The organism is Proteus appendicitidis (assembly GCF_030271835.1).
Lineage (GTDB): Bacteria > Pseudomonadota > Gammaproteobacteria > Enterobacterales > Enterobacteriaceae > Proteus > Proteus appendicitidis.
Genome location: NZ_CP127389.1, coordinates 198,732 through 221,837, shown reverse-complemented (window position 1 = coordinate 221,837; position 23,106 = coordinate 198,732). Strand labels below are relative to the sequence as shown.

Sequence of the window (23,106 nt, the reverse complement as noted above, 5' to 3'; positions counted from 1 at the left end):
TATTGTCATCAATGACAAAATTTAATTATTATTATTTTTTTAATGAACTGCGTCTTACTAATGCAACACCTGCACCCGCTAAAACGCCAATAGCGCCCCAAAGTACCATCATAAAGGCACGACGAGGACTATCACGTTTCACAGGATCTTCAGGGGTACGTAGAAAACGGTAAGTTTGGAAGTTATCTTGTAATTTTGCGCCCACAGCAAGGGTCGCTAACATTGCCGTATTTTGATCGTAATCACTATCAAAATCAGCACCTGTTGCGACTAAAGTTTCTAACTGTGATTGCAACAGAGGAACACCTAACAGAAACAGTTTAGAATCTGGTAACTCATCAATCGCAATCGAGGTTTGCTTTTGAGAAATACCTTGTTTCTCAGCTACTTTGATTGATTGCTCTAATAAGTTAATTTGGCGTTGATATGCAGATTGAGCCGCCATTTCTTGACGTTTAACTAGCGCTTTCATTGATTGAGTTCTAGTTGCCCAAGCCGTTATGACTTCATCATTAAGATGGGTAGATGCTCTTTTATTAGCAAAAGCAATATACTCATTTAATAATTGGCTTGCTTCTTTGGATGTTTCCGCAATCAGTTTTAGTTGATCATTAACTAATTTTTTCTCATCGGCAGGCGTAAATTGAATATTGTTAATTAACTCATCCAATAACGCAGCATTAGCCTGTTCATCACTTTCTTTGCGCTGTTTGAAATAATCCGTTTGCAACCAAAACTCACGACGTGTATCAAACGCCGCGATTTGAGTAATAAACTCTTGATAAGCTTCATCTGAAATTGTTAAAGATGAGGTTTGTGCTGCTGGATTAATCTGTGTATCAAGATTGCGCAAAAACTGAGATTGCGAATAATAACTGCCTAAGTTATTAATCGTTGGTTTCTCTGTCATTGCAATTGCACTCCATTTAGGTTGCATCAAATAAGATGCACCGAGTGCAATCACTGCAAAAAGCAGAGCGAACCCTATAATCCAGCTTTTTCCTGACCAAAGTGCACAAAAAAGACCTCTAATATCGAGTTCATTATCTGGCTGTTCACCCTGTCGGGAGGCGTTATTTTCCGAGTTCATCACGTTAAAAAACCTCTGCTTATATTAATGCTGTTGTGTTGCTCTACGTAAGCGACGCTTATGTCGTTTAATAAAACGAGCGACTCGCCACGCGCGTTTAATACAATAACCATACATAACAAATGCAAGCAAGAATAATGCCAACATAAACCATTCAGGTACAAATGATAGGTTTTGACCGATAATACCAATCGCTGCTAATAATGCGGCTGACAGTGTAATCAGAATGAAAGCTTGGCGGGAGGTAAAACCTGCACGCATAATCAAATGGTGAATATGTTGACGGTCTGGAGAGAATGGACTCATGCCTTTACGTAAACGACGGTACATAATTGCCACCATATCCATAAGAGGAATAGCAATTATCCATAATGCGGTTACCGCTTTAACAGGACGAGGCTGAGCTTGTGTTGATGCGACCAATAACCAAATAATGGTAAATCCAATCAGTGTACTTCCCGCATCTCCCATAAAGACTTTGAATTTTTTACCACAGACCCCTAAGTTTAAAAGGATATAAGGTAAAATTGCCGCGATAAATGAGAAGCACCAGAATGCAAGAGCTGAATTGCCACTTTGATATAATAAAATACCAAGCGCGCCAAAAGAGACACAAGAAAGACCACCTAATAACCCATCAATACCATCAACCATATTAAAGGCATTGATTGCTGCCCAAACAGCGAAAAGTGTAACAATATAGCCAAAAGGTCCTAAATGCATTTCCCAAGGACCAAAAGCATGACCCAGTGAGTCAAGTTTTAACCCTGCCCCCACCATCATCACGATCCCAACAAAAGCTTGGATTGTAGCTCTAATTTTTACACTAATATCGAAGCGATCATCTAAAGCGCCGATAAAAACAAGAAGCCCCGCACATGCCAGATACAATTCCTTATGAGGAATATAGATATCTGAAATATAAAATGCGAAAACAATACCAAAATAGACTGATATTCCGCCAACTAAGGGGATCAATCCATGATGTTTTTTACGATAATTCGGTTTATCCACGAGTCCAATTTTCTTTGCAATTTTACGAGCCAAGAATAAAAAAGCGAAAGAAAATAAGAACACATAAAAAACGCTTGTGCTCATTTTTAGTATATCCACAGTACCTGTTCTCTATAATAAATATAGCTGGTTATTTTACGCTTCCATGTGTTTTTATTCTTTTTTCCAGCTTCACCACGACGAGTTTATTCAAAACCCACCACCCTTCATCAATTATAAGTTTTCCTTAACTATTTTCATTGATGCCATCGCTATTTTTATCAATTACTAAAACATGCAATATATATACCAACATCTCGCTAAAATATTGCAATCTAAAATTAAATTACATCCATAAAAAACAAAAAACGCCACAACTATTGTGGCGTTTTCATCATATCTTCATTCTTACAAAGTAAATGAGCTTAACAGCATATAAATTGAGGTGATATTACTTATTCTGTAACAGAGCACACTATTTTAATATTTTATATTCTAATTCTCAGCTTACTCACTTTGTTAATACACTTTATGAACGTTTCATAAAGTCGAAGAATTCTTCATTTGTCTTAGTCATTGCTAACTTATTAATGAGGAATTCCATTGCGTCAATTTCACCCATTGGATGAATAATTTTACGCAAGATCCACATTTTTTGTAGCTCATCTTGAGACGTCAGTAACTCTTCTTTACGTGTACCAGAACGATTGTAATCAATCGCAGGGAAAACACGTTTTTCAGCAATTTTACGAGACAGGTGTAATTCCATATTACCTGTACCCTTAAATTCTTCGTAGATAACTTCATCCATCTTAGAACCCGTATCGACTAACGCTGTTGCAATGATAGTCAAGCTACCACCTTCTTCAACATTACGAGCCGCACCGAAGAAACGTTTAGGACGATGTAATGCGTTTGCATCCACACCACCTGTTAACACTTTACCTGATGAAGGAACAACGGTGTTATAAGCACGCGCTAAACGTGTGATGGAGTCTAACAAGATGATAACGTCTTTTTTATGCTCAACTAAACGCTTCGCTTTTTCAATCACCATTTCTGCAACTTGTACGTGGCGAGAAGCTGGCTCGTCAAAGGTTGAAGCAATAACTTCCCCTTTTACTAAGCGTTGCATTTCTGTCACTTCTTCTGGACGTTCATCAATCAGAAGTACCATTAATACGCAATCTGGGTAGTTATGAGCAATATTTGCTGCAATGTTTTGCAGCAACATGGTTTTACCTGCTTTTGGTGGAGCAACGATAAGACCACGTTGACCACGGCCAATTGGTGCCGCTAAGTCAAGAACACGCGCAGTTAAGTCTTCTGTGGAGCCATTACCACGTTCCATGCGTAAACGATTATTAGCATGTAAAGGTGTTAAGTTTTCAAAGAGGATTTTACTGCGGGCATTTTCTGGTTTATCAAAGTTAACTTCATTAACTTTTAGGAGGGCAAAATAACGTTCACCTTCTTTAGGAGGACGAATTTTCCCTGCGATGGTGTCACCAGTGCGAAGGTTAAAACGGCGAATTTGACTTGGAGAAACGTAGATATCATCGGGACCAGCAAGGTAGGAACTGTCTGCGGAACGTAGGAAGCCGAAGCCATCCTGCAATATTTCCAGCACACCGTCACCGAAAATATCTTCTCCACTTTTCGCGTGTTGCTTCAAGATAGAGAAAATAATGTCTTGTTTTCTCATTCGAGCCAGATTCTCTAGCCCCATGTTTTCGCCAAGTGCTATCAGTTCTGATACCGGCGTATTTTTTAATTCGGTAAGATTCATAATGGTGGGTTCTTAATAACTCGGGGTAACTCTCGAACTATGAACGTGAATAGTATAACAGCGAATTGCTGTCAGTTTCGTCATGTGTAAAATTACAGATTATAACTTTCTAACATAAGGGTATAACTAAAATGATAATGTTAGAGAGTGTTAATACTATTAGACCAGTCTGCTTTATCCCAGAGAAGTGACATTCATTTTTGTGATGCATGAGTGTACTTTCAACTTATGGGTTCGGAACATACTTTGGAAAAATTTATATTCCTTGAATACTATAGATTATTCTAAGGCAACTTGACTGGTTAGATGAATTCAGATTACTTATATTAAATATCATATTAGATTAAATATCATATTATGTTATTCAATTCTATTACTTTGCACGCTTGATATTCAATATCTCAGACTTATTTAATCGTGTCTAATCATATTGACAAGTAGATCCGATATATTATGTAAGTAAGTGGCGCTAACTTATCATGCTTCGAAGCGGACGTCTAGCTGTCAATAACAGAAATACTGACAAGGTCTAAACGTCCTACTTTTATTTTTGATATCTAAATCAAATTAGATATTTTCGTCTAAAAACTCTTTCAGTTGAGTTTTTGACAATGCGCCTACTTTAGTCGCAGCAGCTGCACCGTTTTTGAATAAAATCAGTGTAGGAATACCACGAATACCGTATTTTGGTGCTGTCAGCGGGTTTTGATCGATGTTTAGCTTCGCAACTGTTAATTTACCAGCGTATTCTGTTGCAACTTCATCTAGAATAGGAGCAATCATTTTACATGGGCCACACCATTCAGCCCAGAAATCAACGAGCACAGGGCCGGTTGCATTTAATACATCAGCATCGAATTTGCTGTCAGATAAGTGAAGGATTTTATCGCTCATTGTTCTACTCCAAAGAATAATATTGACCGTACCAGTGTAACATTAAATAACAGAAGTCTGTCTGCATTTCAGCGGATAAACTTTTGTAATGCAACCCATAACTGATATTCTATTACATTATGAGCAAAACATATTTGACAGAAAAGAAGTTTTCCGACTTCGCCTTGCATCCAAAAGTGATAGAAGCCCTTGAGAAAAAAGGGTTCTCTAATTGTACACAAATTCAGGCATTGACGTTACCTATCACTGTGAAAGGTCAAGACATTGCCGGGCAAGCCCAAACAGGAACAGGCAAAACGTTGGCGTTTTTAACCTCAACGTTTCATTATCTTTTAACACACCCTGCTAAAGAAGGGCATGAAACCAATCAACCTCGTGCTCTTATTATGGCGCCAACACGCGAATTAGCTGTACAGATTTATTCTGATGCTAAAGAGCTTGCGCAAAGTACAGGGATTAAAATGGGTCTCGCCTACGGCGGCGATGGCTATGACGAACAACTCAAAGTATTAAGTAATGGTGTCGATATTGTTATTGGCACAACAGGTCGTTTAATTGACTACGTTAAACAAGGCCATATTAACCTTAGCGCAATCCAAGTTGTGGTACTTGATGAAGCTGACAGAATGTACGATCTCGGCTTTATTAAAGATATTCGTTGGATTTTCCGTCGTATGCCAGTTGCGGCTGAGCGTATGAATATGCTGTTCTCTGCAACGCTTTCTTACCGCGTCAGAGAACTGGCTTTTGAGCAGATGAATAATCCTGAATATGTTGAAGTTGAACCTGAACAAAAAACAGGTTTTAGCATAAAAGAAGAACTCTTTTATCCTTCAAATGAAGAGAAAATGCGTCTTCTTCAAACATTAATTGAAGAAGAATGGCCAGATCGTTGTATCATTTTCGCCAATACAAAACATCGTTGTGACGATATTTGGGCGCACCTTGCTGCAGATGGACACCGCGTTGGTTTATTAACAGGTGATGTTCCTCAGAAAAAACGTCTACGCATTTTAGAAGATTTTACCCAAGGTAATATTGATATTCTGGTTGCCACTGACGTTGCCGCTAGAGGTCTTCATATTCCATCAGTAACGCATGTTTTTAACTATGATTTACCTGATGATTGTGAAGATTATGTTCACCGTATTGGTAGAACCGGACGTGCTGGAAATAGTGGTAATTCAATCAGCCTTGCATGTGAAGAATATGCACTGAATTTACCTGCAATTGAGACTTATATTCAACATACTATTCCTGTGAGTAAATATAATAGTGATGCGTTATTAGCTGATCTTCCAGAGCCTAAACGCCGTCACCGTCCTCGCCAAGGTCAGCCTCGTCGCAATAATGCGCCGGTGCGAAATAATAGAGGAAATAATACTCAACGTAACAACCGAAATAAACGCCCGAGTCATCCATAAATTATGCTGAAATCCTCATCACTTTATGCTGCTATTGATTTAGGTTCTAACAGTTTTCATATGTTAGTCGTTCGAGAAATCGCGGGGTCTATACAAGTCCTTTCCCGCGTGAAACGTAAAGTTCGACTCGCTGCTGGCCTAAACAGTGAAAATGAATTGTCAGAGCAGGCAATGGAACGCGGTTGGCAATGTTTACGACTTTTTTCTGAATATCTGCGTGATATTCCGACTGAACAAATCAGAGTCGTTGCAACAGCCACATTACGTATTGCTAAAAATGCAGATATTTTTGTCGCAAAAGCGTCTGAAATATTGAGCAATACTGTTCATGTTATTAGTGGTGAGGAAGAAGCGCGCCTTATCTATCGTGGCGTCGCACATACCACTGGTGGTGCAGAGCAACGTTTAGTCGTCGATATTGGCGGTGGCAGTACAGAGCTAGTGACAGGTACTGGCGCTAAAACGACGCAATTAATGAGCTTAAGTATGGGCTGTGTAACTTGGTTAGAGCGCTATTTTACTGATCGCTCTTTAACTCAAGAAAATTTTGCGAAAGCACAAGACGCAGCCAAAGCGATACTCGCCCCAGTGGCGGGTAAATTAATTGAGCAAGGCTGGCAAGTGTGTGTGGGTGCTTCTGGTACTGTACAAGCATTGCAAGAGATCATGATTGCTCAAGGTATGGATGAATTAATCACCTTACCTAAGCTTGAGCGGCTCAAACACAAAGCCATTGAATGTGGAAAGCTGGAAGAATTGGAAATTGAAGGGCTTACTTTTGAAAGAGCCTTAGTGTTTCCGAGTGGGCTTGCTATCTTAATCGCCATATTTGAAACACTGCATATCGACAATATGATCTTAGCAGGTGGTGCATTACGAGAAGGCTTAGTCTATGGAATGTTGCATCTTCCTATTGAGCAAGACATTCGCCAACGCACTCTTCGTAATGTCCAGCGTCGGTTTCAGATTGATATTGAGCAAGCACACCGAGTTCAGCAACTTGCAGAACATTTTTTTATCCAAGTCAGCAAGAGTTGGCAGTTAGATAATCGTTGCCGAGAGTTGCTTAATAGCGCTAGTGCATTACATGAAATTGGTCTCAGTGTTGATTTCCGCCAAGCCCCTTCTCATGCAAGCTATCTGATCTCTCATCTTGATTTACCGGGGTATACACCTGCGCAACGACGTTTATTAGCTTCTTTGCTAAAAAACCAAACAGGGATCATCGATCTCGCGCCTCTTAATCATCAAAACGCCCTACCGATAACTCAAGCCAATCGACTAGTGCGTTTACTGCGATTAGCCATTATTTTTGCTAGCCGTCGCCGTGATGATACGCTTCCTGCATTACGATTACGCACTGAAGATGAGAAACTCATTATTACACTGCCACATCAATGGCTTAATGAGCATCCGTTACGTGCTGAAAATCTCCAAGAAGAGATCCAACTTCAGAGTTATGTCCATTGGTCTTTAATGATTGAAGAACAAAATAGCTCTCGTATAAGTTAATTTTTTTACTTATACAAAAATAAAAACCCCTTGGATATCAATATGCCAAGGGGTTAATTTTATCAACTACTCTCTATGCTATTCAGGTTTATGCCTTGCCAACATAGCTCTTAATCCTGCGACACCTTTTTGCCCTTTCTCTTGTTTTTCCTCGGCACTTAACACTTTCTTTTTATTGGTATCCCAATTCAAATCATCTTGAGGTAATTCATAAAGAAAACGGCTTGGATCTGGTTTGATTAATTCACCGTATTGACGTCTTTCCTTACATAACGTAAACGTGAGTGTTTTCTGTGCGCGAGTAATACCCACATAAGCAAGACGTCTTTCTTCTTCTACATTATCTTCATCAATACTGCTTTGGTGTGGCAATATACCTTCTTCCATTCCCACTAAAAATACATGAGGAAATTCAAGACCTTTAGAGGCATGTAATGTCATTAACTGAACTTGATCTAACTCTTCTTCTGTTTCTCCTCGCTCCATCATATCGCGCAAGGTAAAACGGTTAACCACTTGAGAAAGCGTCATAGGTTCATGCAATTCATCACCTTCAAGCATTTCGCTCATCCATAAAAATAGCTGATTAATATTTTTCATTCTCATTTCAGCGGCTTTTGCGCTACTTGAGGTTTCATATAACCAACTTTCATAATCCATTTCATGCAATAAATCACGTACAGCTAACAGTGGCTCTCGTTCTGATTTTTGTACTATACGCGACATCCATTGTGAGAATGCTTGTAATGAATTCAACCCTCGGCCTGTTAATGTTTGACTTAGCCCCAAATCAAAACAGGCATTGTATAAGCTTTTATCTCGAACTTTTGCCCACTCACCTAACTTTTGAATTGTCATAGGGCCGATTTCACGACGAGGCTTATTCACAATACGTAAAAATGCCGCATCATCATCAGGATTAGTAATGACTCGTAAATAGGCAAGAATATCTTTTATCTCTTCTCGTGAGAAAAAAGAGGTTTCACCCGAAATGCGATAAGGAATGCGATTTTGCATCAAGTATTTTTCAAAAATACGCGACTGGTGATTACCACGATAAAGTATCGCGTAATCCTTATAATTGGTTTTATTAATAAAGTGATGCGCAATTAATTCGCCTGCGACACGTTCAGCTTCGTGCTCTTCATTATTTGCCGTTAAAACACGAAGTTCATCACCATAACCTAACTCTGAAAATAAGCGTTTTTCAAAAACATGGGGATTGTTTTCAATCAAGATATTCGCTGATTTTAGAATACGTCCAGAAGAGCGATAATTTTGCTCGAGTTTAATGACATTAAGTTGAGGGAAATCTTTTTGTAACAACACTAAATTTTGAGGTCGAGCGCCACGCCATGAATAAATAGATTGGTCATCATCACCCACAACGGTAAAACGCGCTCGTTCACCAACCAACCATTTGACCAGTTCATATTGGCTTGTATTTGTATCTTGATATTCATCCACCAGCAAATAGCGAATACGTCTTTGCCAGCGCTCTCTCACTTCTTCATTCGTGCGCAATAACATAGTTGGCCGACTGATTAAGTCATCAAAGTCGAGCACATTACAACTACGCAGATGTTGTTCGTAACGTCGAAAGCATTCGGCAAACGTATGATCTTGTTGCGATCTCGCCATTCCTATGGCTTGCTCTGGCGTGAGCATGTCATTTTTCCAGTTAGAAATTTGGCTCTTTAGCTGAGAAAGCAAATCTTTATCTTCTTCTAATAAATCAGCCGTTAATTCTTTAAGTAATGCAGATTGGTCTTGATCATCAAACAATGAAAATTTAGCTTTAATACCTAGTGCTTTATATTCACGTTTAATAATTTCTAATCCCAAGGTATGAAACGTTGAGATCATTAATCCTTTCGCTTCTTGGCGACCTAAGGTTTGAGCAACACGCTCTTTCATTTCACGCGCGGCTTTATTAGTAAACGTAACCGCTGCAATCTGCTTTGCTGGGTATTGGCATTGACGAATAAGATGTGCAATTTTATTGGTAATAACCCGTGTTTTACCCGATCCCGCACCCGCCAAGACCAAACAAGGACCTGACACATATTCCACTGCTTTTTGCTGACCGGGGTTTAATCGCATACTTTTTCCAAACTTCATTAACCAAGAACATAACGGGGGATAATTGTAGCAGAAATCAACCAAAGTCTTGAGTCATTCCCTCTTTCAACTTTCCCTAAAATTATAAAAACAAAAAACCGTATTTCATTAAGAAACACGGTTTTCAACAAATTTGGATCTTACGCTTATTTTTCTAAGCTATTTGCGAGAGAAGAAGGCGGCAAAGGAGGTTATCCCAAGGAGCATACATGAGTATGTGACTTGGGTAACCGAGTGTAGCCAACGCACTTATCGCGTAAAGAGCGACGAAAAATCGGAAAATTAGTTACCGACGGCAATCTTCTTCATATCCGTCATATACCCACGCAGGGTTTTACCTACAGCTTCAATTGGATGCTGACGAATTGCTTCATTGATATCTCGCAATTGCGCATTATCAGTTCCATTATCTTGAACTTTCTTCGCTAAATCGCCAGATTGCAATGTTGTCATAAACTCTTTCAACATAGGAACAACAGCGAATGAGAACAGATAGTTGCCATATTCTGCTGTATCAGAGATAACCACATTCATCTCATACAAACGCTTACGAGCGATGGTATTCGCGATTAATGGCAACTCATGCAGTGATTCATAATAAGCCGACTCTGCAAAGATCCCTGCTTCAATCATGGTATCAAAGGCTAATTCAACACCAGCTTTAACCATTGCGACCATTAATACACCGTGATCAAAGTACTCTTGTTCACTGATTTTACCCTCATATTCAGGGTAGTTTTCAAATGCGCTTGCGCCAGTCTCTTCACGCCATGTCAGCAAGTTTTTATCATCATTTGCCCAATCTGCCATCATAGTTTCAGAGAATTTACCTGAAATAATATCATCCATATGTTTCGCAAACAGTGGAGCCATGATCTCTTTCAGTTGCTCTGATAATGCATAGGCACGCATTTTCGCAGGGTTAGATAATCTGTCCATCATCAAGGTGATACCACCTTGCTTCAGTGCTTCTGTAATCGTTTCCCAACCAAATTGGAGCAGCTTACCTGCATAGCCCGGCTCTACACCATCGGCAACCATTTTGTCATAACATAACAGAGAGCCAGCTTGTAACATGCCGCACAGAATGGTTTGCTCACCCATTAAGTCTGATTTTACTTCAGCAACGAAAGAGGACTCTAAAACACCAGCACGATGACCACCTGTCGCAGCAGCCCATGCTTTTGCAATCGCCATGCCTTCACCTTTTGCATCATTCTCAGGGTGAACAGCAATCAGTGTTGGTACACCAAAACCACGCTTATATTCTTCACGAACTTCTGTGCCTGGGCATTTTGGTGCCACCATAACAACAGTGATGTCATCACGAATTTTTTCGCCAACTTCAACGATATTAAAACCATGGGAGTAGCCTAATGCTGCACCTGATTTCATCAGTGGTTGAACAGCTTGAACAACAGCAGAGTGCTGTTTGTCTGGCGTTAAGTTAACAACTAAATCTGCTTGAGGGATCAACGCTTCATAGGTTCCAACCTCAAAGCCGTTTTCAGTTGCACGACGCCATGATGCACGTTTCTCATCAATCGCTTCTTGGCGTAAGGCATACGCGATATTCAAACCTGAATCACGCATATTTAAACCTTGGTTTAGTCCTTGAGCGCCACAACCAATGATAACGACTTTTTTGCCTTTCAGGTAATTTGCTTCATCAGCAAATTCTTCGCGTGACATAAAGCGACATTTACCTAATTGTGACAACTGCTGACGCAGATTCAATGTATTAAAATAATTTGTCATAGAAGACTCCAAAATCGTTGTGTATGTGTTTGCTATTATTATCCTCACTCTCCGTGAGGTGTTGCATGACTTTACTATATGGGATGAAAGCCATTGCTTAAATTGATATATTTACAAGATAGTGTTGCGAAAAATGCAACGTTCTTTTTTATCACCTAAGGTGGCTGATAATGGATATTCGTGATCTCAAACTCTTCCTGCATTTAGCTGAAAGTTGTCACTTCACCAAGACAGCACAAGCGATGCACGTCAGCCCTTCTACGCTCTCTCGCCAAATTCAACGCCTTGAAGAAAGCTTAGGTCATCCTTTGTTTTTACGTGATAACAGACAAGTGACTCTCACCGATGCTGGCGAACAGTTAAAACGCTATGCTCAACAAACTTTATTACAATATAAACAACTTAAGCACACGTTAAATCAAAATAGCCCAAGCCTTTCTGGTGAACTGCGCCTATTTTGTTCTGTAACAGCAGCTTACAGCCATTTACCGCCTATTCTTGACCGTTTTCGTGCAGAAAACCCACTCGTTGAAATAAAACTCACCACTGGAGATGCAGCTGACGCAGTCGATAAAGTGCAATCTGATGAAGCCGATTTAGGTATTGCAGGAAAACCTGAAAAGCTTCCTGAAAATATCTGTTTTGAAAAAATAGGCGAAATTCCATTAGTACTGATTGCACCCGCTTTGCCTTGTAATGTTCGTCATCTTGCAACACAAGAGAAACCCGATTGGCTCCATATTCCATTTATCATTCCTGAACATGGACCATCACGACAACGAATTGCATTATGGTTTAAACGCCACCGTATCCATAATCCCTTAATTTATGCGACTGTTTCAGGGCATGAAGCAATTGTCTCAATGGTTGCGTTAGGTTGCGGTATCGCGCTTATTCCACAGGTCGTCGTTGATAATTGTCCAGAGCCTGTACGTAATCGCATCTCTTTATTGGATAATATTTCAATGGTAGAACCTTTCGAATTAGGCGTTTGCGGATCACACAAACGCCTTCAAGAGCCTGTGATTAGTGCTTTTTGGCGATTACTCCACGACTAAGCTTGTCGTTTGTGGCGACAGAAATAGCTGAAAAGACGGATTTCCTGTCTCATCATGATATTCATAGCCTAATGCATCTAAATGTCGCTCGAAACGCCCTTCTGTTTCGGGCAATTCAAAAGCCACCAGCACACGCCCATAATCTGTACCATGACTACGATAGTGAAATAATGTGATATTCCAATAAGTCCCTAGTGTTTTTAAAAACTTCATTAAAGCGCCGGGTGACTCAGGGAACTCAAAACTAAATAGACGCTCTTTAAGTGGCTTATTAGGGCGACCGCCAACCATATAACGCACATGAAGTTTTGCCATTTCATCGTCAGAAAGATCAGCAACTTGATAACCCGCAGTCGTAAGCTCCCGCAAAATTTCTTTACGTTCAGTGAGTCCTTGACTTAAACGTACACCAACAAAAATACGTGCATTTTCAGGATCAGCATCGCTATAACGATAATTAAATTCAGTGACAACGCGTTGACCTAAGATTTGGCAGAAACGTAAAAAACTGCCCTTTTGTTCTGGGATAGTCACCGCTAATAATGCTTCGCGTTTTTCACCGAGTTCACAGCGCTCAGAAACATAACGTAACCCATGAAAATTCACATTTGCACCGGAAAGCACATGCGCTAGGCGCTCACCTTTGATCTGGTGCTCTTCTACGTATTTTTTAAGCCCTGCTAATGCCAATGCGCCTGAAGGCTCTGCAATCGCACGCACATCTTCAAATAAATCTTTTACTGCAGCGCAAATTTCATCACTATCAACAGTAATCACATCATCGACATACTTCTGGCATAAACGAAAAGTTTCATCACCAATACGCTTAACGGCAACACCTTCTGCAAATAAACCGACTCGAGCTAGCTCAACAGGGTGTCCTGCCTTTAATGCTGCTTTTAGACATGCTGCATCTTCTGCTTCAACGCCGATAACCTTAATTTCTGGCATAAGCTGTTTGATTAATACAGCCACGCCAGCAATTAAACCGCCGCCACCTACGGGTACGAAAATACGATCAAGATGAACATCTTGCTGTAAGAGTTCCATTGCCAGCGTTGCCTGTCCTGCAATTACTGCTGGATGATCAAAAGGCGGAACAAAGGTGTATCCCATCTCTTCAGATAGGGCGATAGCTTTGGCTTTTGCTTCATCAAAGTTGGCACCATAAAGCAATGCTTCTCCACCAAATTGGCGAACAGCATCGACTTTGATATCCGCTGTTGCCACAGGCATCACGATTAATGCTTTTACACCCATTCGATTCGCTGACAACGCAACGCCTTGAGCGTGGTTACCTGCCGAAGCAGTTACAACGCCTTTCGCTTTTTGCTCAGGAGTCAATCCTGCAATCATGGTGTATGCACCACGTAATTTAAAACTATGAACAGGTTGTCTGTCTTCACGCTTAACTAAAATCGTATTTTCTAAGCGTTCAGAGATTTTTGTCATCTCTTGAAGTGGCGTGACAATTGCAGCTTCATAAACAGGTGCGCTCAGCGCCGCTTTTAAATATTCAGCGCTACTTGGCGCTGAATTTAAAGGTCTAAAGGCAGCCATCTCAGCCCCCTAATTTAGATTTATCACGCACCGCACCTTTATCAGCACTAGTGGCTAAAGAGGCGTAAGCACGTAAGGCAAACGAAACTTGGCGCTGTCTATTTTGTGGTGTCCACGCTTTATCGCCACGAGCATTTTGTGCATCACGACGTGCAGATAACGTTTTATCATCTACCTTTAATGAGATCTCACGAGTTGGAATATTGATAGAGACAATATCGCCTTCTTCAACTAAACCAATTACGCCACCACTTGCCGCTTCAGGTGAAACATGCCCGATAGACAAGCCCGATGTTCCCCCAGAGAAACGTCCGTCAGTGATAAGTGCGCAAGCTTTACCTAATCCCATTGATTTTAAATATGAGGTTGGATACAGCATCTCTTGCATACCCGGCCCACCTTTAGGACCTTCATAGCGAATAATAACCACATCGCCCGCTACTACTTTTCCACCCAAGATGGCTTCAACCGCATCATCTTGGCTTTCATATACTTTTGCAGGACCACTAAAAATTAAGTTATCTTCATCAACGCCGGCTGTTTTAACAATACAACCATCTACGGCTAAGTTGCCGGATAAAACCGCTAATCCACCATCTTGGCTATACGCATGTTCTTTACTGCGGATACATCCGTTTTCACGATCGGTATCTAAAGTTGGCCAACGACAATTTTGCGAAAATGCCTTCGTTGTACGAATACCGGCAGGACCTGCTTGGAACATTGATTTTACTTGCTCATCTTGCGTTAACATCACGTCATATTGCGCTAATGTTTCTGGCAAACTTAGCCCTAAGATATTATTCACATTACGGTTAAGTAATCCGGCTCTGTCTAATTCACCTAAAATACCCATGACTCCACCTGCACGGTGAACATCTTCCATATGATATTTTTGTGTACTTGGTGCTACTTTACATAAATGAGGTACTTGGCGAGAAAGTCTGTCGATATCTTCCATGGTGAAGTCAACCTCACCTTCTTGCGCAGCGGCTAATAAATGCAGAACTGTATTTGTCGAGCCACCCATTGCAATATCTAAGATCATCGCATTTTCAAAGGCTTCTTTTTTAGCGATATTGCGCGGTAATGCGGACTCATCATCTTTTTCATAATAACGCTTGGTTAATTCAACAATGCGCTTACCTGCATTGATAAACAGTGTTTCACGATCTGCGTGTGTTGCTAATAATGAGCCATTTCCAGGTTGAGATAATCCCAGTGCTTCGGTTAAACAGTTCATGGAATTTGCGGTAAACATACCCGAACACGATCCGCAAGTCGGGCAAGCAGATCGTTCAATTTGCTCACTATCCGCATCGCTAACATTTGGATTCGCCCCTTGGATCATGGCATCAACCAGATCCAATTTGATCAGTTGATCTGAAAGCTTCGTTTTGCCCGCTTCCATAGGACCTCCCGAAACAAAAATAACCGGAATATTTAAGCGTAAAGACGCCATTAACATTCCTGGGGTGATCTTGTCGCAGTTTGAGATACACACCATCGCATCAGCACAGTGTGCATTAACCATATATTCAACAGAGTCGGCGATAAGCTCACGGGATGGCAAAGAGTAAAGCATGCCACCGTGCCCCATTGCGATACCGTCATCAACCGCAATGGTATTAAATTCTTTAGCAACACCACCAGCGGCTTCAATTTGCTCAGCAACGAGTTTTCCTAAATCCCGCAGATGCACATGACCCGGCACAAATTGCGTAAATGAGTTCACAACAGCGATAATGGGTTTACCAAAATCAGCATCAGTCATTCCCGTTGCACGCCATAAGGCACGGGCTCCAGCCATATTACGACCATGTGTCGTTGTCGCTGAACGGTATTTAGGCATTTTTCACACTCCTGCGATAAAGAAAGCGAGTAGGGAACGCGCTACCCGCTAAACAAATTTATTTGATTATGTTTATGAATTGATTGGATCTAACCAGCCGTATTTATCTTCTGTCTCACCAGTGAACAGACCAAAGAATGCTTTTTGAATTGCTTTGGTCACAGGACCACAACGTCCGATACCTACTTGAATGCCATCAACACTACGTACTGGCGTTATCTCTGCCGCTGTACCTGACATAAAGACTTCATCTGCAAGATAAAGTGATTCACGAGAAAGCACTTGTTCACGCACTTCATAGCCGAGATCTTTTGCTAATTTGATGATGGCATCACGCGTGATCCCCGGTAATGCTGATGAAGTAAATGGAGGTGTAAAAATAACACCGTCTTTTACTTCAAATAGGTTTTCACCTGCACCTTCTGATAAATAGCCATGCACATCTAATGCAATCCCTTCTTGATAACCATGGCGACGAGCTTCACTTCCCACTAACAGTGAAGATAAATAGTTGCCGCCAGCTTTTGCTGCTGTTGGAATAGTATTTGGCGCAGCGCGATGCCAAGAAGAAACCATTGCATCAATACCTTTATCTAAAGCTTCTTCACCGAGATAGGCTCCCCATGGGAATGCAGCGATGATCACATCTGTTTTATAACCAGCTGGCGGATTCACCCCCATACCGACATCGCCAATAAAAACTAATGGACGAATATAAGCACTGACTAATTTGTTTTTACGTAAGGTTTCACGACAGGCTTCCATTAACTCATCAACGCTTTGCTCAACAGGCATACGGTAGATTTTGGCTGAGTCATGTAAACGTTGCATATGCTCACGATGACGAAAAACCACAGGGCCTTTATGAGAATTGTAACAACGCACACCTTCAAATACGGAAGTACCATAATGCAATGCGTGAGACATCACATGAACCTTTGCCTCAGCCCATGGAACCATTTCACCGTTAAACCAAATATAATCAGCTTGCTTTGTCATTCTTTTATCCTTACATGGCACTTAGTGCATTCATGAATCGTAATTTTTCTTTCTGTTGATGTGATACTTGAATACCTGCAACATCAGCTAATTTTGTTAACTGGCTGCACAGAAGTTCTAATGGTCGCTGACTACTCACCGTCAGGCTTAAATTAATATTGTTGCTCTCAGTGACATTCATATTCATCGAGCATATATGAAAACCACGATGACGAATAACTCTCAGGATACGTTCTAAGATCTCTGGACAAAAACGGGCTTCAATTGTGATATTGTGTTGGTTCATTTTGATTTCTCCATCATCTCATCATTACTTGCGCCCGGCGGAACTAAAGGCCAGACATTTTCAGCGTCATCGATAGATACCTGTAATAAGTAAGGACCATCGCTCTCTAATAAACATTTTATTGCATCAGCAACTTGTGCTTTTTCTGTGATACGTTGCCCTGGAATATCAAAAGCGTTTGCCAAGGCAACAAAGTCTGGGTTATCGGTTAAAATTGTTTCGCTATAACGTTGTTCAAAAAACAGCTCTTGCCATTGACGGACCATACCAAGACGTTGGTTATCTAATAACACCAATTTGATCGGTAATTGCTTACGCTTAATGGTGCCCAACTCCTGCACATTCATCATAAAAGAGCCATCACCTGATACGCAGATAACACATGCATCAGGTCTAGCAATTTGAGCGCCCACAGCCGCAGGGATACCAAACCCCATCGTGCCTAAACCACTTGAGGTGATAAAGTTTTCAGGTGCATCAAATGTCATATGTTGTGCAGACCACATTTGATGTTGGCCAACATCTGTTGTCACAATCGTATTTTCAGGTTTTGCATCTGATAATTGTTTTAATAATAACGGTGCATAAATTGCAGAGCCTGGATGATCATAGCGCCATGCATATTCTGCTTTTAATTCTTGTACTTCTTGTTGCCAAGCAGCGATAGATAATGGCTGAGTTAAAGCAGGCAATAACACTTTCGCATCACCTAATAACGCAACATGTGCCTGTTTTAATTTATTTAATTCTGCATGGTCGATATCGATATGAATAACCTTGGCATTAGGTGCAAAAGTGTTTAATCGCCCAGTAACGCGATCGTCAAAACGCGCACCAACCGCGATTAATAAATCACTACGCTGAACGGCATAATTTGCCGCTTTAGTGCCATGCATACCTAACATACCTAAATAATTAGCATCTAATGCATCAGCACAACCTAACCCTTTTAAAGTGGACACAACGGGCATTTCTGTTTGCTTCACAAATTCTCTTAACGTTTCCACCGCATTACTCATGGCAACACCACCACCTACATACAAAATCGGTTTTTGTGCCTGCGCTAACATCTGCTTAGCTTGAGCCAGCTCTTGTGTTGGATAAGGAAATTCTTGCTCTTCTGGTAATTCATAACTTGATAAATGGGAAGCATCGGCCAATTGAACATCTTTAGGAATATCAATTAAAACAGGTCCAGGGCGACCTTGAGATGCAATAGAAAATGCCTCTGATAACACTCTTGGTAATTCATCAACGGTCGAAACTAAAAAACTATGTTTTGTACACGCTAATGAAAGCCCTAAAACATCAATTTCTTGGAATGCATCAGTACCAATTAAATTAGAAGCAACTTGCCCAGTGATAGCAACAACAGGCACAGAATCTAACAATGCATCAGCAAGGCCAGTGATAACATTAGTAGCGCCTGGGCCTGATGTCGCGATACAAATACCTGTCGTACCTGTAGAGCGAGCAAAACCAATAGCAGCAATTGCAGCACCTTGTTCATGGCGACATAAAACATGTTCAACACCGCCATCATAAAGGGCATCGTAGACAGGCATGATTGCACCGCCAGGATAACCAAAGACTGTTTCGACTTGATGTTTTCGTAATGCCTGTACTAACCACTGTGCTCCATTCATCCTTTCACCCTGCCATCTTAACTTCTTGTTTAATTTGAATTTATTTTCTATTTAATCTCTTTTTCAAACTCAGGCTCAAAAAAAACCCCCGCGCCTTTCGGTGCGGGGGTTTTTAAGAGATCCGGCTAGTTTAGTTAGCCTTTCTTCGTCCTAGTGCAGCCCCGCACGGTGGGTTAATAATCACCACCACGCTGACAATAATTAGGCTAATCACTAGGACGATAGTATTCATAGTTTTATAACTTCTTTTCTTATTTAAAATGTATGTTTGTAATGTTGTGTTGTGTTTTCTTTCACTCTGTCCTTTTAGAGTTATCATGATATTTTAGAATTGACAACGTTTATTTTAAAAATAATTATAACATAATGAATTTTATATACTTTTTTATATCGCAAACTCTCATCAGAGCATTAATCTATAAAATATTTATTTTTTAGTTATTAATACTAAGAAAGAACGCGTTATTTTGTTTTTTCTACTATTACAATTTACTATTCCAAGTTAAAAATCAATGATATTTTTTATTATATTTATATTAATTTACTAAATTAATAGCCAAATTTATTAATCATTATATTTCAATGCATTAGATTATTTTCGAGATATCTCGCATTTATTTAATTCTTCATTTAACAAAAAAGAAAAAACAATTTAAAAAGAAAAAAATAATGGAGAATAAAAAATGGCATTAGCAATAATATATACGCGTGCCTCTTTAGGAATATCAGCTCCGCTTATTACTATCGAGGCTCATATTAGTCAGGGATTACCCGGATTAACATTAGTTGGATTACCTGAAACTGTCGTAAAAGAAGCAAAAGATAGAGTAAGAAGTGCATTAATTAATAGCGGATATACTTATCCTGCAAAAAGAATAACGATTAATCTTTCACCCGCTGATTTACCCAAAGAAGGTGCGCGTTATGATTTACCTATTGCACTGGCAATACTCTTTGCTTCAGAACAATTAATATCAAATAAATTAGAACGTTATGAGTTTATTGGAGAGCTTGCACTTTCTGGAAAATTACACCGAGTTAATGCGGTTATTCCATCAATTCTTAGTGCATCAAAAGATCATCGAATAAGTATTGTATCAACAGAACATCAAACTGAAGTTTCATTATTACCTAATAAGTCGGCTTTATTAGCCTCTCATCTTTTAGATATTTGCCATCATCTAGAAAATAATACGCCATTAATTGAAACAGAAAACTTTATTATTAATGATGAAATTGAAAATCAAAATAATAAAGATATGAGCGATATAATTGGTCAAAATAATGCAAAAAGGGCAGCAGAAATCACAGCAGCAGGAAATCACAACATTTTATTTCTTGGACCTCCAGGAACAGGCAAAACAATGTTAGCACAAAGAATAAGTACGCTTCTTCCACCTTTAACTGCTAAAGAAGCACTTGATGTATTAATCATTAGTAGCTTAAGAGGAGTGACATTTAATGAAAGAAAGTGGCCTACAAGACCATTTAGAGCGCCACATCATACTTCCTCTGCTGTTGCTTTAACAGGAGGAGGCTCTCTTCCTAAACCGGGAGAAATTACATTAGCACATCACGGTATTTTATTTTTAGATGAACTACCTGAATTCGAGCGCCGTGTACTCGATGCATTGCGTGAACCTCTAGATGCTAGAGAAATTACTATTTCACGCGCAAAAGCCAAAATAAGCTACCCTGCTAATGTATTATTGGTCGGTGCATTAAATCCAAGCCCTACAGGACATTATCAAGGTAATCACAATCGAGTACCAATAAAGCAAATCCTGCGCTATTTAAGCAAGGTTTCTGGACCTTTTTTAGATAGGTTTGATTTATCTGTCGAAATGCCACTTCTTCCCCAAGGCGCACTTATTCATCCTACATTTACCACAGAAACGAGTACGACAATTAGAGAGCGTGTTCTAAAAGCAAGAGAAAGACAATTTGCACGATGTGGAAAAGTGAATACTTATTTAACCGGAAAAGAGATTGAATGCTATTGCTCATTGAATACCATTGATGCAACTTTTCTTGAAGATACGCTTAATAAATTAGGATTATCGATACGGGCTTGGCATAAAATTTTAAGGGTATCGAGGACTATTGCAGATCTTGCAAATGAAGAGAAAATACAGAGAAATCATTTAATTGAAGCACTAAGCTTTCGTGCAATGGATAGATTAATGATCTATTTACAAAAGCAACTAGATGGATAAATAAAAAGGAGCGAAAAAACGCTCCTTTTAACTAAAACTAATGATATTAGTCATCAGAGTCGGTATAGTCATCAGATGGATCGAGCTGCGGCTTTCCACCCGATAATGTATGAAAACGTTTTGGACGACTTATACGACTTGTATACTTCTTCCAAATTTTTTCTTCGACCGTTGCTGCTTCTCGTTCGCCACGACACATGGCAACAAATAATTTTTCCGCTTCAGTTGTAGGCTCTCGTTTGCCTAAATCAAGCTCATTAAAGGCTTGACCATGACGTTCCAATATCTGGGATTCCTTGATAGTGAAATCGCCATGACGAGAAAAACCACGCGGATAATGTTTATTGTCAAAAAAACGATTAGTCGTGATAAAACTTTCTGCCATCTGACACACTCCTAATTCTCTATCGTCATACTTATGGCGCGGAGTATTAGATAGTCATGCGGTTCTGTAAAACAAAATATTTAAATCGTAACGACAAATTTTTTTGGAGATAGATGTGGATACCGAATTACTGAAAACCTTTTTGGAAGTCAGTAAGACTAGACACTTTGGACGAGCCGCTGAATCTCTTTATTTAACGCAGTCTGCGGTTAGTTTTAGAATACGACAATTGGAAACACAATTAGGCACAAATCTATTTACTCGCCATCGTAATAATATTCGTCTAACTGTCGCGGGTGAAAGACTGATCCCCTATGCTGAATCGTTAATGAATACATGGCTTCTCGCTAAAAAAGAGATTAGCCATGCTTCTCAACATTCAGAGCTATCAATTGGAGCCACAGCATCGCTCTGGGAAGCATATCTAACATCTTGGTTACAGGAATCTTATCTAGAAAGAAAAGAGCTTAAAATCGAATCTAGAGTCTCTACAAGGCAATCTCTTGTAAAACAACTTCATGCAAGAGAGCTAGATCTTCTTTTTACGACTGAAGCACCAAAGATGGATGAATTAGAAAGTAAAATTATTGGCGATATTACTTTTCAGTTGATGAAAATTGCATCAAATAAAACCGAAGAAATAGCACAATTTATCAAAATTGAATGGAGCGCCGATTTTCAGTCTTTTCTTCCTAGTGGTGCCGTGCAGAAAATTGATCCTATTTTAACCACTAACTCCGCAATGATTGCTTATCAGTTAATGAAAACAACGCAAGCAGTTGCATTTCTACCTACACATTGGCTAGATCTCTATTCAGATTTAGCTCCTGCCTCAACAGAAATTATTCAAAAACCTTTATTTGCAGTTTGGCTAAATACGAGTGATCAACAAGTATTAATACAACAGCTATTAAAACAGCCGATAAATCATCAATAAAGCTTAAATCCACACCATAGTTATTCATGATATTAACGAATTACTCTTGGGTTTAAGCTTTATCGCTAGAATTTTTATTACATATAACGGGAAATATTACTGATAGATATTAGTAAAAGAAGCACATTGGCAGGTTAGTCGATGGGAATTTAGGGCAGTAAATATTGAGAATATATAGATAACAAAAAGCCCAGTTAATTAACTGGGCTACAAAGAAGTATAAATTTTGTTATTACTTAATTGGTAACTGGCAGGGGCGGAGAGGCTCGAACTCCCAACACCCGGTTTTGGAGACCGGTGCTCTACCAATTGAACTACGCCCCTAAATAGTTGGCGGAACGGACGGGACTCGAACCCGCGACCCCCTGCGTGACAGGCAGGTATTCTAACCAACTGAACTACCGCTCCGCGTATTCTTTGCGCGATTAATGTTATTTAACACTAACGCTTTAATTGATGCCTGGCAGTTCCCTACTCTCACATGGGGAGACCCCACACTACCATCGGCGCTACAACGTTTCACTTCTGAGTTCGGCATGGATTCAGGTGGGTCCGCTGCGCTATGGCCGCCAAGCAAATTCGGTTT

18 protein-coding genes, 2 tRNA genes and 1 rRNA gene are annotated in these 23,106 nt (G+C 40.0%); 5 read left to right on the top strand and 16 right to left on the bottom strand.

What is annotated here, in order from left to right; translation table 11 throughout:
• Nucleotides 1-31 precede the first annotated feature (31 nt).
• The 4 genes from wzzE to trxA form a co-directional block, all read right to left on the bottom strand.
• The gene (gene wzzE, locus QQS39_RS01155) at nt 32-1,090 is read right to left on the bottom strand and encodes an ECA polysaccharide chain length modulation protein (protein WP_151436796.1); all 1,059 of its coding nucleotides are present in this window, start codon (nt 1,088-1,090) and stop codon (nt 32-34) included.
• Between the two features lie 24 nt (nt 1,091-1,114).
• Nucleotides 1,115-2,203: a UDP-N-acetylglucosamine--undecaprenyl-phosphate N-acetylglucosaminephosphotransferase gene (gene wecA, locus QQS39_RS01150; protein WP_151436650.1), complete on the bottom strand. Its 1,089-nt coding sequence runs from the start codon at nt 2,201-2,203 to the stop codon at nt 1,115-1,117.
• 409 nt (nt 2,204-2,612) lie between these two features.
• The gene (rho, locus tag QQS39_RS01145) at nt 2,613-3,872 is read right to left on the bottom strand and encodes a transcription termination factor Rho (RefSeq protein ID WP_023583649.1); all 1,260 of its coding nucleotides are present in this window, start codon (nt 3,870-3,872) and stop codon (nt 2,613-2,615) included.
• Between the two features lie 567 nt (nt 3,873-4,439).
• Nucleotides 4,440-4,766, bottom strand: coding sequence for a thioredoxin TrxA (gene trxA, locus QQS39_RS01140; RefSeq protein ID WP_151436649.1), 327 nt, complete (start codon nt 4,764-4,766; stop codon nt 4,440-4,442).
• A gap of 119 nt (nt 4,767-4,885) precedes the next feature.
• Here trxA and rhlB point away from each other — a divergent pair, with 119 nt between their 5' ends.
• Together rhlB and gppA are read left to right on the top strand one after the other, a co-directional pair.
• The gene (rhlB, locus tag QQS39_RS01135) at nt 4,886-6,190 is read left to right on the top strand and encodes an ATP-dependent RNA helicase RhlB (protein WP_196736625.1); all 1,305 of its coding nucleotides are present in this window, start codon (nt 4,886-4,888) and stop codon (nt 6,188-6,190) included.
• A gap of 3 nt (nt 6,191-6,193) precedes the next feature.
• Complete coding sequence (gene gppA, locus QQS39_RS01130; protein WP_151436647.1) at nt 6,194-7,702, top strand: guanosine-5'-triphosphate,3'-diphosphate diphosphatase; 1,509 nt, start codon at nt 6,194-6,196, stop codon at nt 7,700-7,702.
• Between the two features lie 78 nt (nt 7,703-7,780).
• Here gppA and rep read toward each other — a convergent pair whose 3' ends face one another.
• Together rep and ilvC are read right to left on the bottom strand one after the other, a co-directional pair.
• On the bottom strand, nt 7,781-9,805 hold the full coding sequence (gene rep / locus QQS39_RS01125) for a DNA helicase Rep (RefSeq protein WP_151436646.1): 2,025 nt from the start codon (nt 9,803-9,805) through the stop codon (nt 7,781-7,783).
• Between the two features lie 300 nt (nt 9,806-10,105).
• Nucleotides 10,106-11,581 carry a ketol-acid reductoisomerase gene (ilvC, locus tag QQS39_RS01120; RefSeq protein ID WP_151436645.1) on the bottom strand — a complete coding sequence of 492 codons (1,476 nt, stop codon included), beginning with the start codon at nt 11,579-11,581 and terminating at the stop codon, nt 10,106-10,108.
• 170 nt (nt 11,582-11,751) lie between these two features.
• On the opposite strand from ilvC, the gene ilvY reads away from it, so the two are divergent.
• Nucleotides 11,752-12,639, top strand: a complete 888-nt coding sequence (gene ilvY / locus QQS39_RS01115) for an HTH-type transcriptional activator IlvY (protein ID WP_151436644.1) — start codon at nt 11,752-11,754, stop codon at nt 12,637-12,639.
• On the opposite strand, the gene ilvA is transcribed toward ilvY, so the two are convergent.
• From ilvA to ilvL, 6 genes are all read right to left on the bottom strand, one after another.
• Nucleotides 12,625-14,199, bottom strand: a complete 1,575-nt coding sequence (gene ilvA / locus QQS39_RS01110; protein WP_151436643.1) for a threonine ammonia-lyase, biosynthetic — start codon at nt 14,197-14,199, stop codon at nt 12,625-12,627. The genes ilvY and ilvA overlap by 15 nt on opposite strands.
• A 1-nt stretch (nt 14,200) precedes the next feature.
• A complete protein-coding gene (gene ilvD, locus QQS39_RS01105) occupies nt 14,201-16,051 on the bottom strand; it encodes a dihydroxy-acid dehydratase (RefSeq protein WP_196571499.1) in 1,851 nt (616 codons plus the stop codon).
• Nucleotides 16,052-16,123: 72 nt separating this feature from the next.
• Complete coding sequence (gene ilvE / locus QQS39_RS01100) at nt 16,124-17,050, bottom strand: branched-chain-amino-acid transaminase (RefSeq protein WP_023583659.1); 927 nt, start codon at nt 17,048-17,050, stop codon at nt 16,124-16,126.
• Nucleotides 17,051-17,060: 10 nt separating this feature from the next.
• Nucleotides 17,061-17,336 (bottom strand): acetolactate synthase 2 small subunit, encoded by a 276-nt coding sequence (gene ilvM / locus QQS39_RS01095; protein ID WP_151436641.1) that lies wholly within the window; start codon nt 17,334-17,336, stop codon nt 17,061-17,063.
• The gene (ilvG, locus tag QQS39_RS01090) at nt 17,333-18,982 is read right to left on the bottom strand and encodes an acetolactate synthase 2 catalytic subunit (RefSeq protein ID WP_151436640.1); all 1,650 of its coding nucleotides are present in this window, start codon (nt 18,980-18,982) and stop codon (nt 17,333-17,335) included. Before ilvG ends, ilvM begins: the two co-directional genes overlap by 4 nt.
• A gap of 130 nt (nt 18,983-19,112) precedes the next feature.
• A complete protein-coding gene (gene ilvL, locus QQS39_RS01085) occupies nt 19,113-19,214 on the bottom strand; it encodes an ilv operon leader peptide (RefSeq protein ID WP_071788577.1) in 102 nt (33 codons plus the stop codon).
• 451 nt (nt 19,215-19,665) lie between these two features.
• On the opposite strand from ilvL, the gene QQS39_RS01080 reads away from it, so the two are divergent.
• Nucleotides 19,666-21,198: a YifB family Mg chelatase-like AAA ATPase gene (locus QQS39_RS01080; RefSeq protein ID WP_285805236.1), complete on the top strand. Its 1,533-nt coding sequence runs from the start codon at nt 19,666-19,668 to the stop codon at nt 21,196-21,198.
• A 46-nt stretch (nt 21,199-21,244) separates the two neighbouring features.
• On the opposite strand, the gene QQS39_RS01075 is transcribed toward QQS39_RS01080, so the two are convergent.
• Nucleotides 21,245-21,583, bottom strand: coding sequence for a MaoP family protein (locus QQS39_RS01075; RefSeq protein WP_036939631.1), 339 nt, complete (start codon nt 21,581-21,583; stop codon nt 21,245-21,247).
• Between the two features lie 115 nt (nt 21,584-21,698).
• Between QQS39_RS01075 and hdfR the strand changes: the two genes are divergently transcribed.
• The gene (gene hdfR, locus QQS39_RS01070; protein ID WP_285805235.1) at nt 21,699-22,520 is read left to right on the top strand and encodes an HTH-type transcriptional regulator HdfR; all 822 of its coding nucleotides are present in this window, start codon (nt 21,699-21,701) and stop codon (nt 22,518-22,520) included.
• Between the two features lie 248 nt (nt 22,521-22,768).
• Here the strand turns inward: hdfR and QQS39_RS01065 are convergent.
• The 3 genes from QQS39_RS01065 to rrf all read right to left on the bottom strand — a co-directional run bounded on the left by QQS39_RS01065 (nt 22,769) and on the right by rrf (nt 23,094).
• Nucleotides 22,769-22,844 (bottom strand) — tRNA-Trp (locus tag QQS39_RS01065).
• A 7-nt stretch (nt 22,845-22,851) separates the two neighbouring features.
• Nucleotides 22,852-22,928: transfer RNA gene (locus QQS39_RS01060), tRNA-Asp, on the bottom strand.
• Nucleotides 22,929-22,978: 50 nt separating this feature from the next.
• Nucleotides 22,979-23,094, bottom strand: a 5S ribosomal RNA gene (gene rrf, locus QQS39_RS01055).
• Between the last annotated feature and the right edge of the window lie 12 nt (nt 23,095-23,106).

What these genes read in the sequence shown, in the direction of transcription:
- ilvL (WP_071788577.1), bottom strand. Translation starts at nt 19,214, where the DNA reads ATGAATACTATCGTCCTAGTGATTAGCCTAATTATTGTCAGCGTGGTG.
- QQS39_RS01075 (WP_036939631.1), bottom strand. Translation starts at nt 21,583, where the DNA reads ATGGCAGAAAGTTTTATCACGACTAATCGTTTTTTTGACAATAAACAT.
- ilvE (WP_023583659.1), bottom strand. Translation starts at nt 17,050, where the DNA reads ATGACAAAGCAAGCTGATTATATTTGGTTTAACGGTGAAATGGTTCCA.
- ilvY (WP_151436644.1), top strand. Translation starts at nt 11,752, where the DNA reads ATGGATATTCGTGATCTCAAACTCTTCCTGCATTTAGCTGAAAGTTGT.
- ilvM (WP_151436641.1), bottom strand. Translation starts at nt 17,336, where the DNA reads ATGAACCAACACAATATCACAATTGAAGCCCGTTTTTGTCCAGAGATC.
- wzzE (WP_151436796.1), bottom strand. Translation starts at nt 1,090, where the DNA reads ATGAACTCGGAAAATAACGCCTCCCGACAGGGTGAACAGCCAGATAAT.
- ilvA (WP_151436643.1), bottom strand. Translation starts at nt 14,199, where the DNA reads ATGGCTGCCTTTAGACCTTTAAATTCAGCGCCAAGTAGCGCTGAATAT.
- rho (WP_023583649.1), bottom strand. Translation starts at nt 3,872, where the DNA reads ATGAATCTTACCGAATTAAAAAATACGCCGGTATCAGAACTGATAGCA.
- ilvG (WP_151436640.1), bottom strand. Translation starts at nt 18,982, where the DNA reads ATGAATGGAGCACAGTGGTTAGTACAGGCATTACGAAAACATCAAGTC.
- rep (WP_151436646.1), bottom strand. Translation starts at nt 9,805, where the DNA reads ATGCGATTAAACCCCGGTCAGCAAAAAGCAGTGGAATATGTGTCAGGT.
- gppA (WP_151436647.1), top strand. Translation starts at nt 6,194, where the DNA reads ATGCTGAAATCCTCATCACTTTATGCTGCTATTGATTTAGGTTCTAAC.
- rhlB (WP_196736625.1), top strand. Translation starts at nt 4,886, where the DNA reads ATGAGCAAAACATATTTGACAGAAAAGAAGTTTTCCGACTTCGCCTTG.
- ilvC (WP_151436645.1), bottom strand. Translation starts at nt 11,581, where the DNA reads ATGACAAATTATTTTAATACATTGAATCTGCGTCAGCAGTTGTCACAA.
- QQS39_RS01080 (WP_285805236.1), top strand. Translation starts at nt 19,666, where the DNA reads ATGGCATTAGCAATAATATATACGCGTGCCTCTTTAGGAATATCAGCT.
- ilvD (WP_196571499.1), bottom strand. Translation starts at nt 16,051, where the DNA reads ATGCCTAAATACCGTTCAGCGACAACGACACATGGTCGTAATATGGCT.
- trxA (WP_151436649.1), bottom strand. Translation starts at nt 4,766, where the DNA reads ATGAGCGATAAAATCCTTCACTTATCTGACAGCAAATTCGATGCTGAT.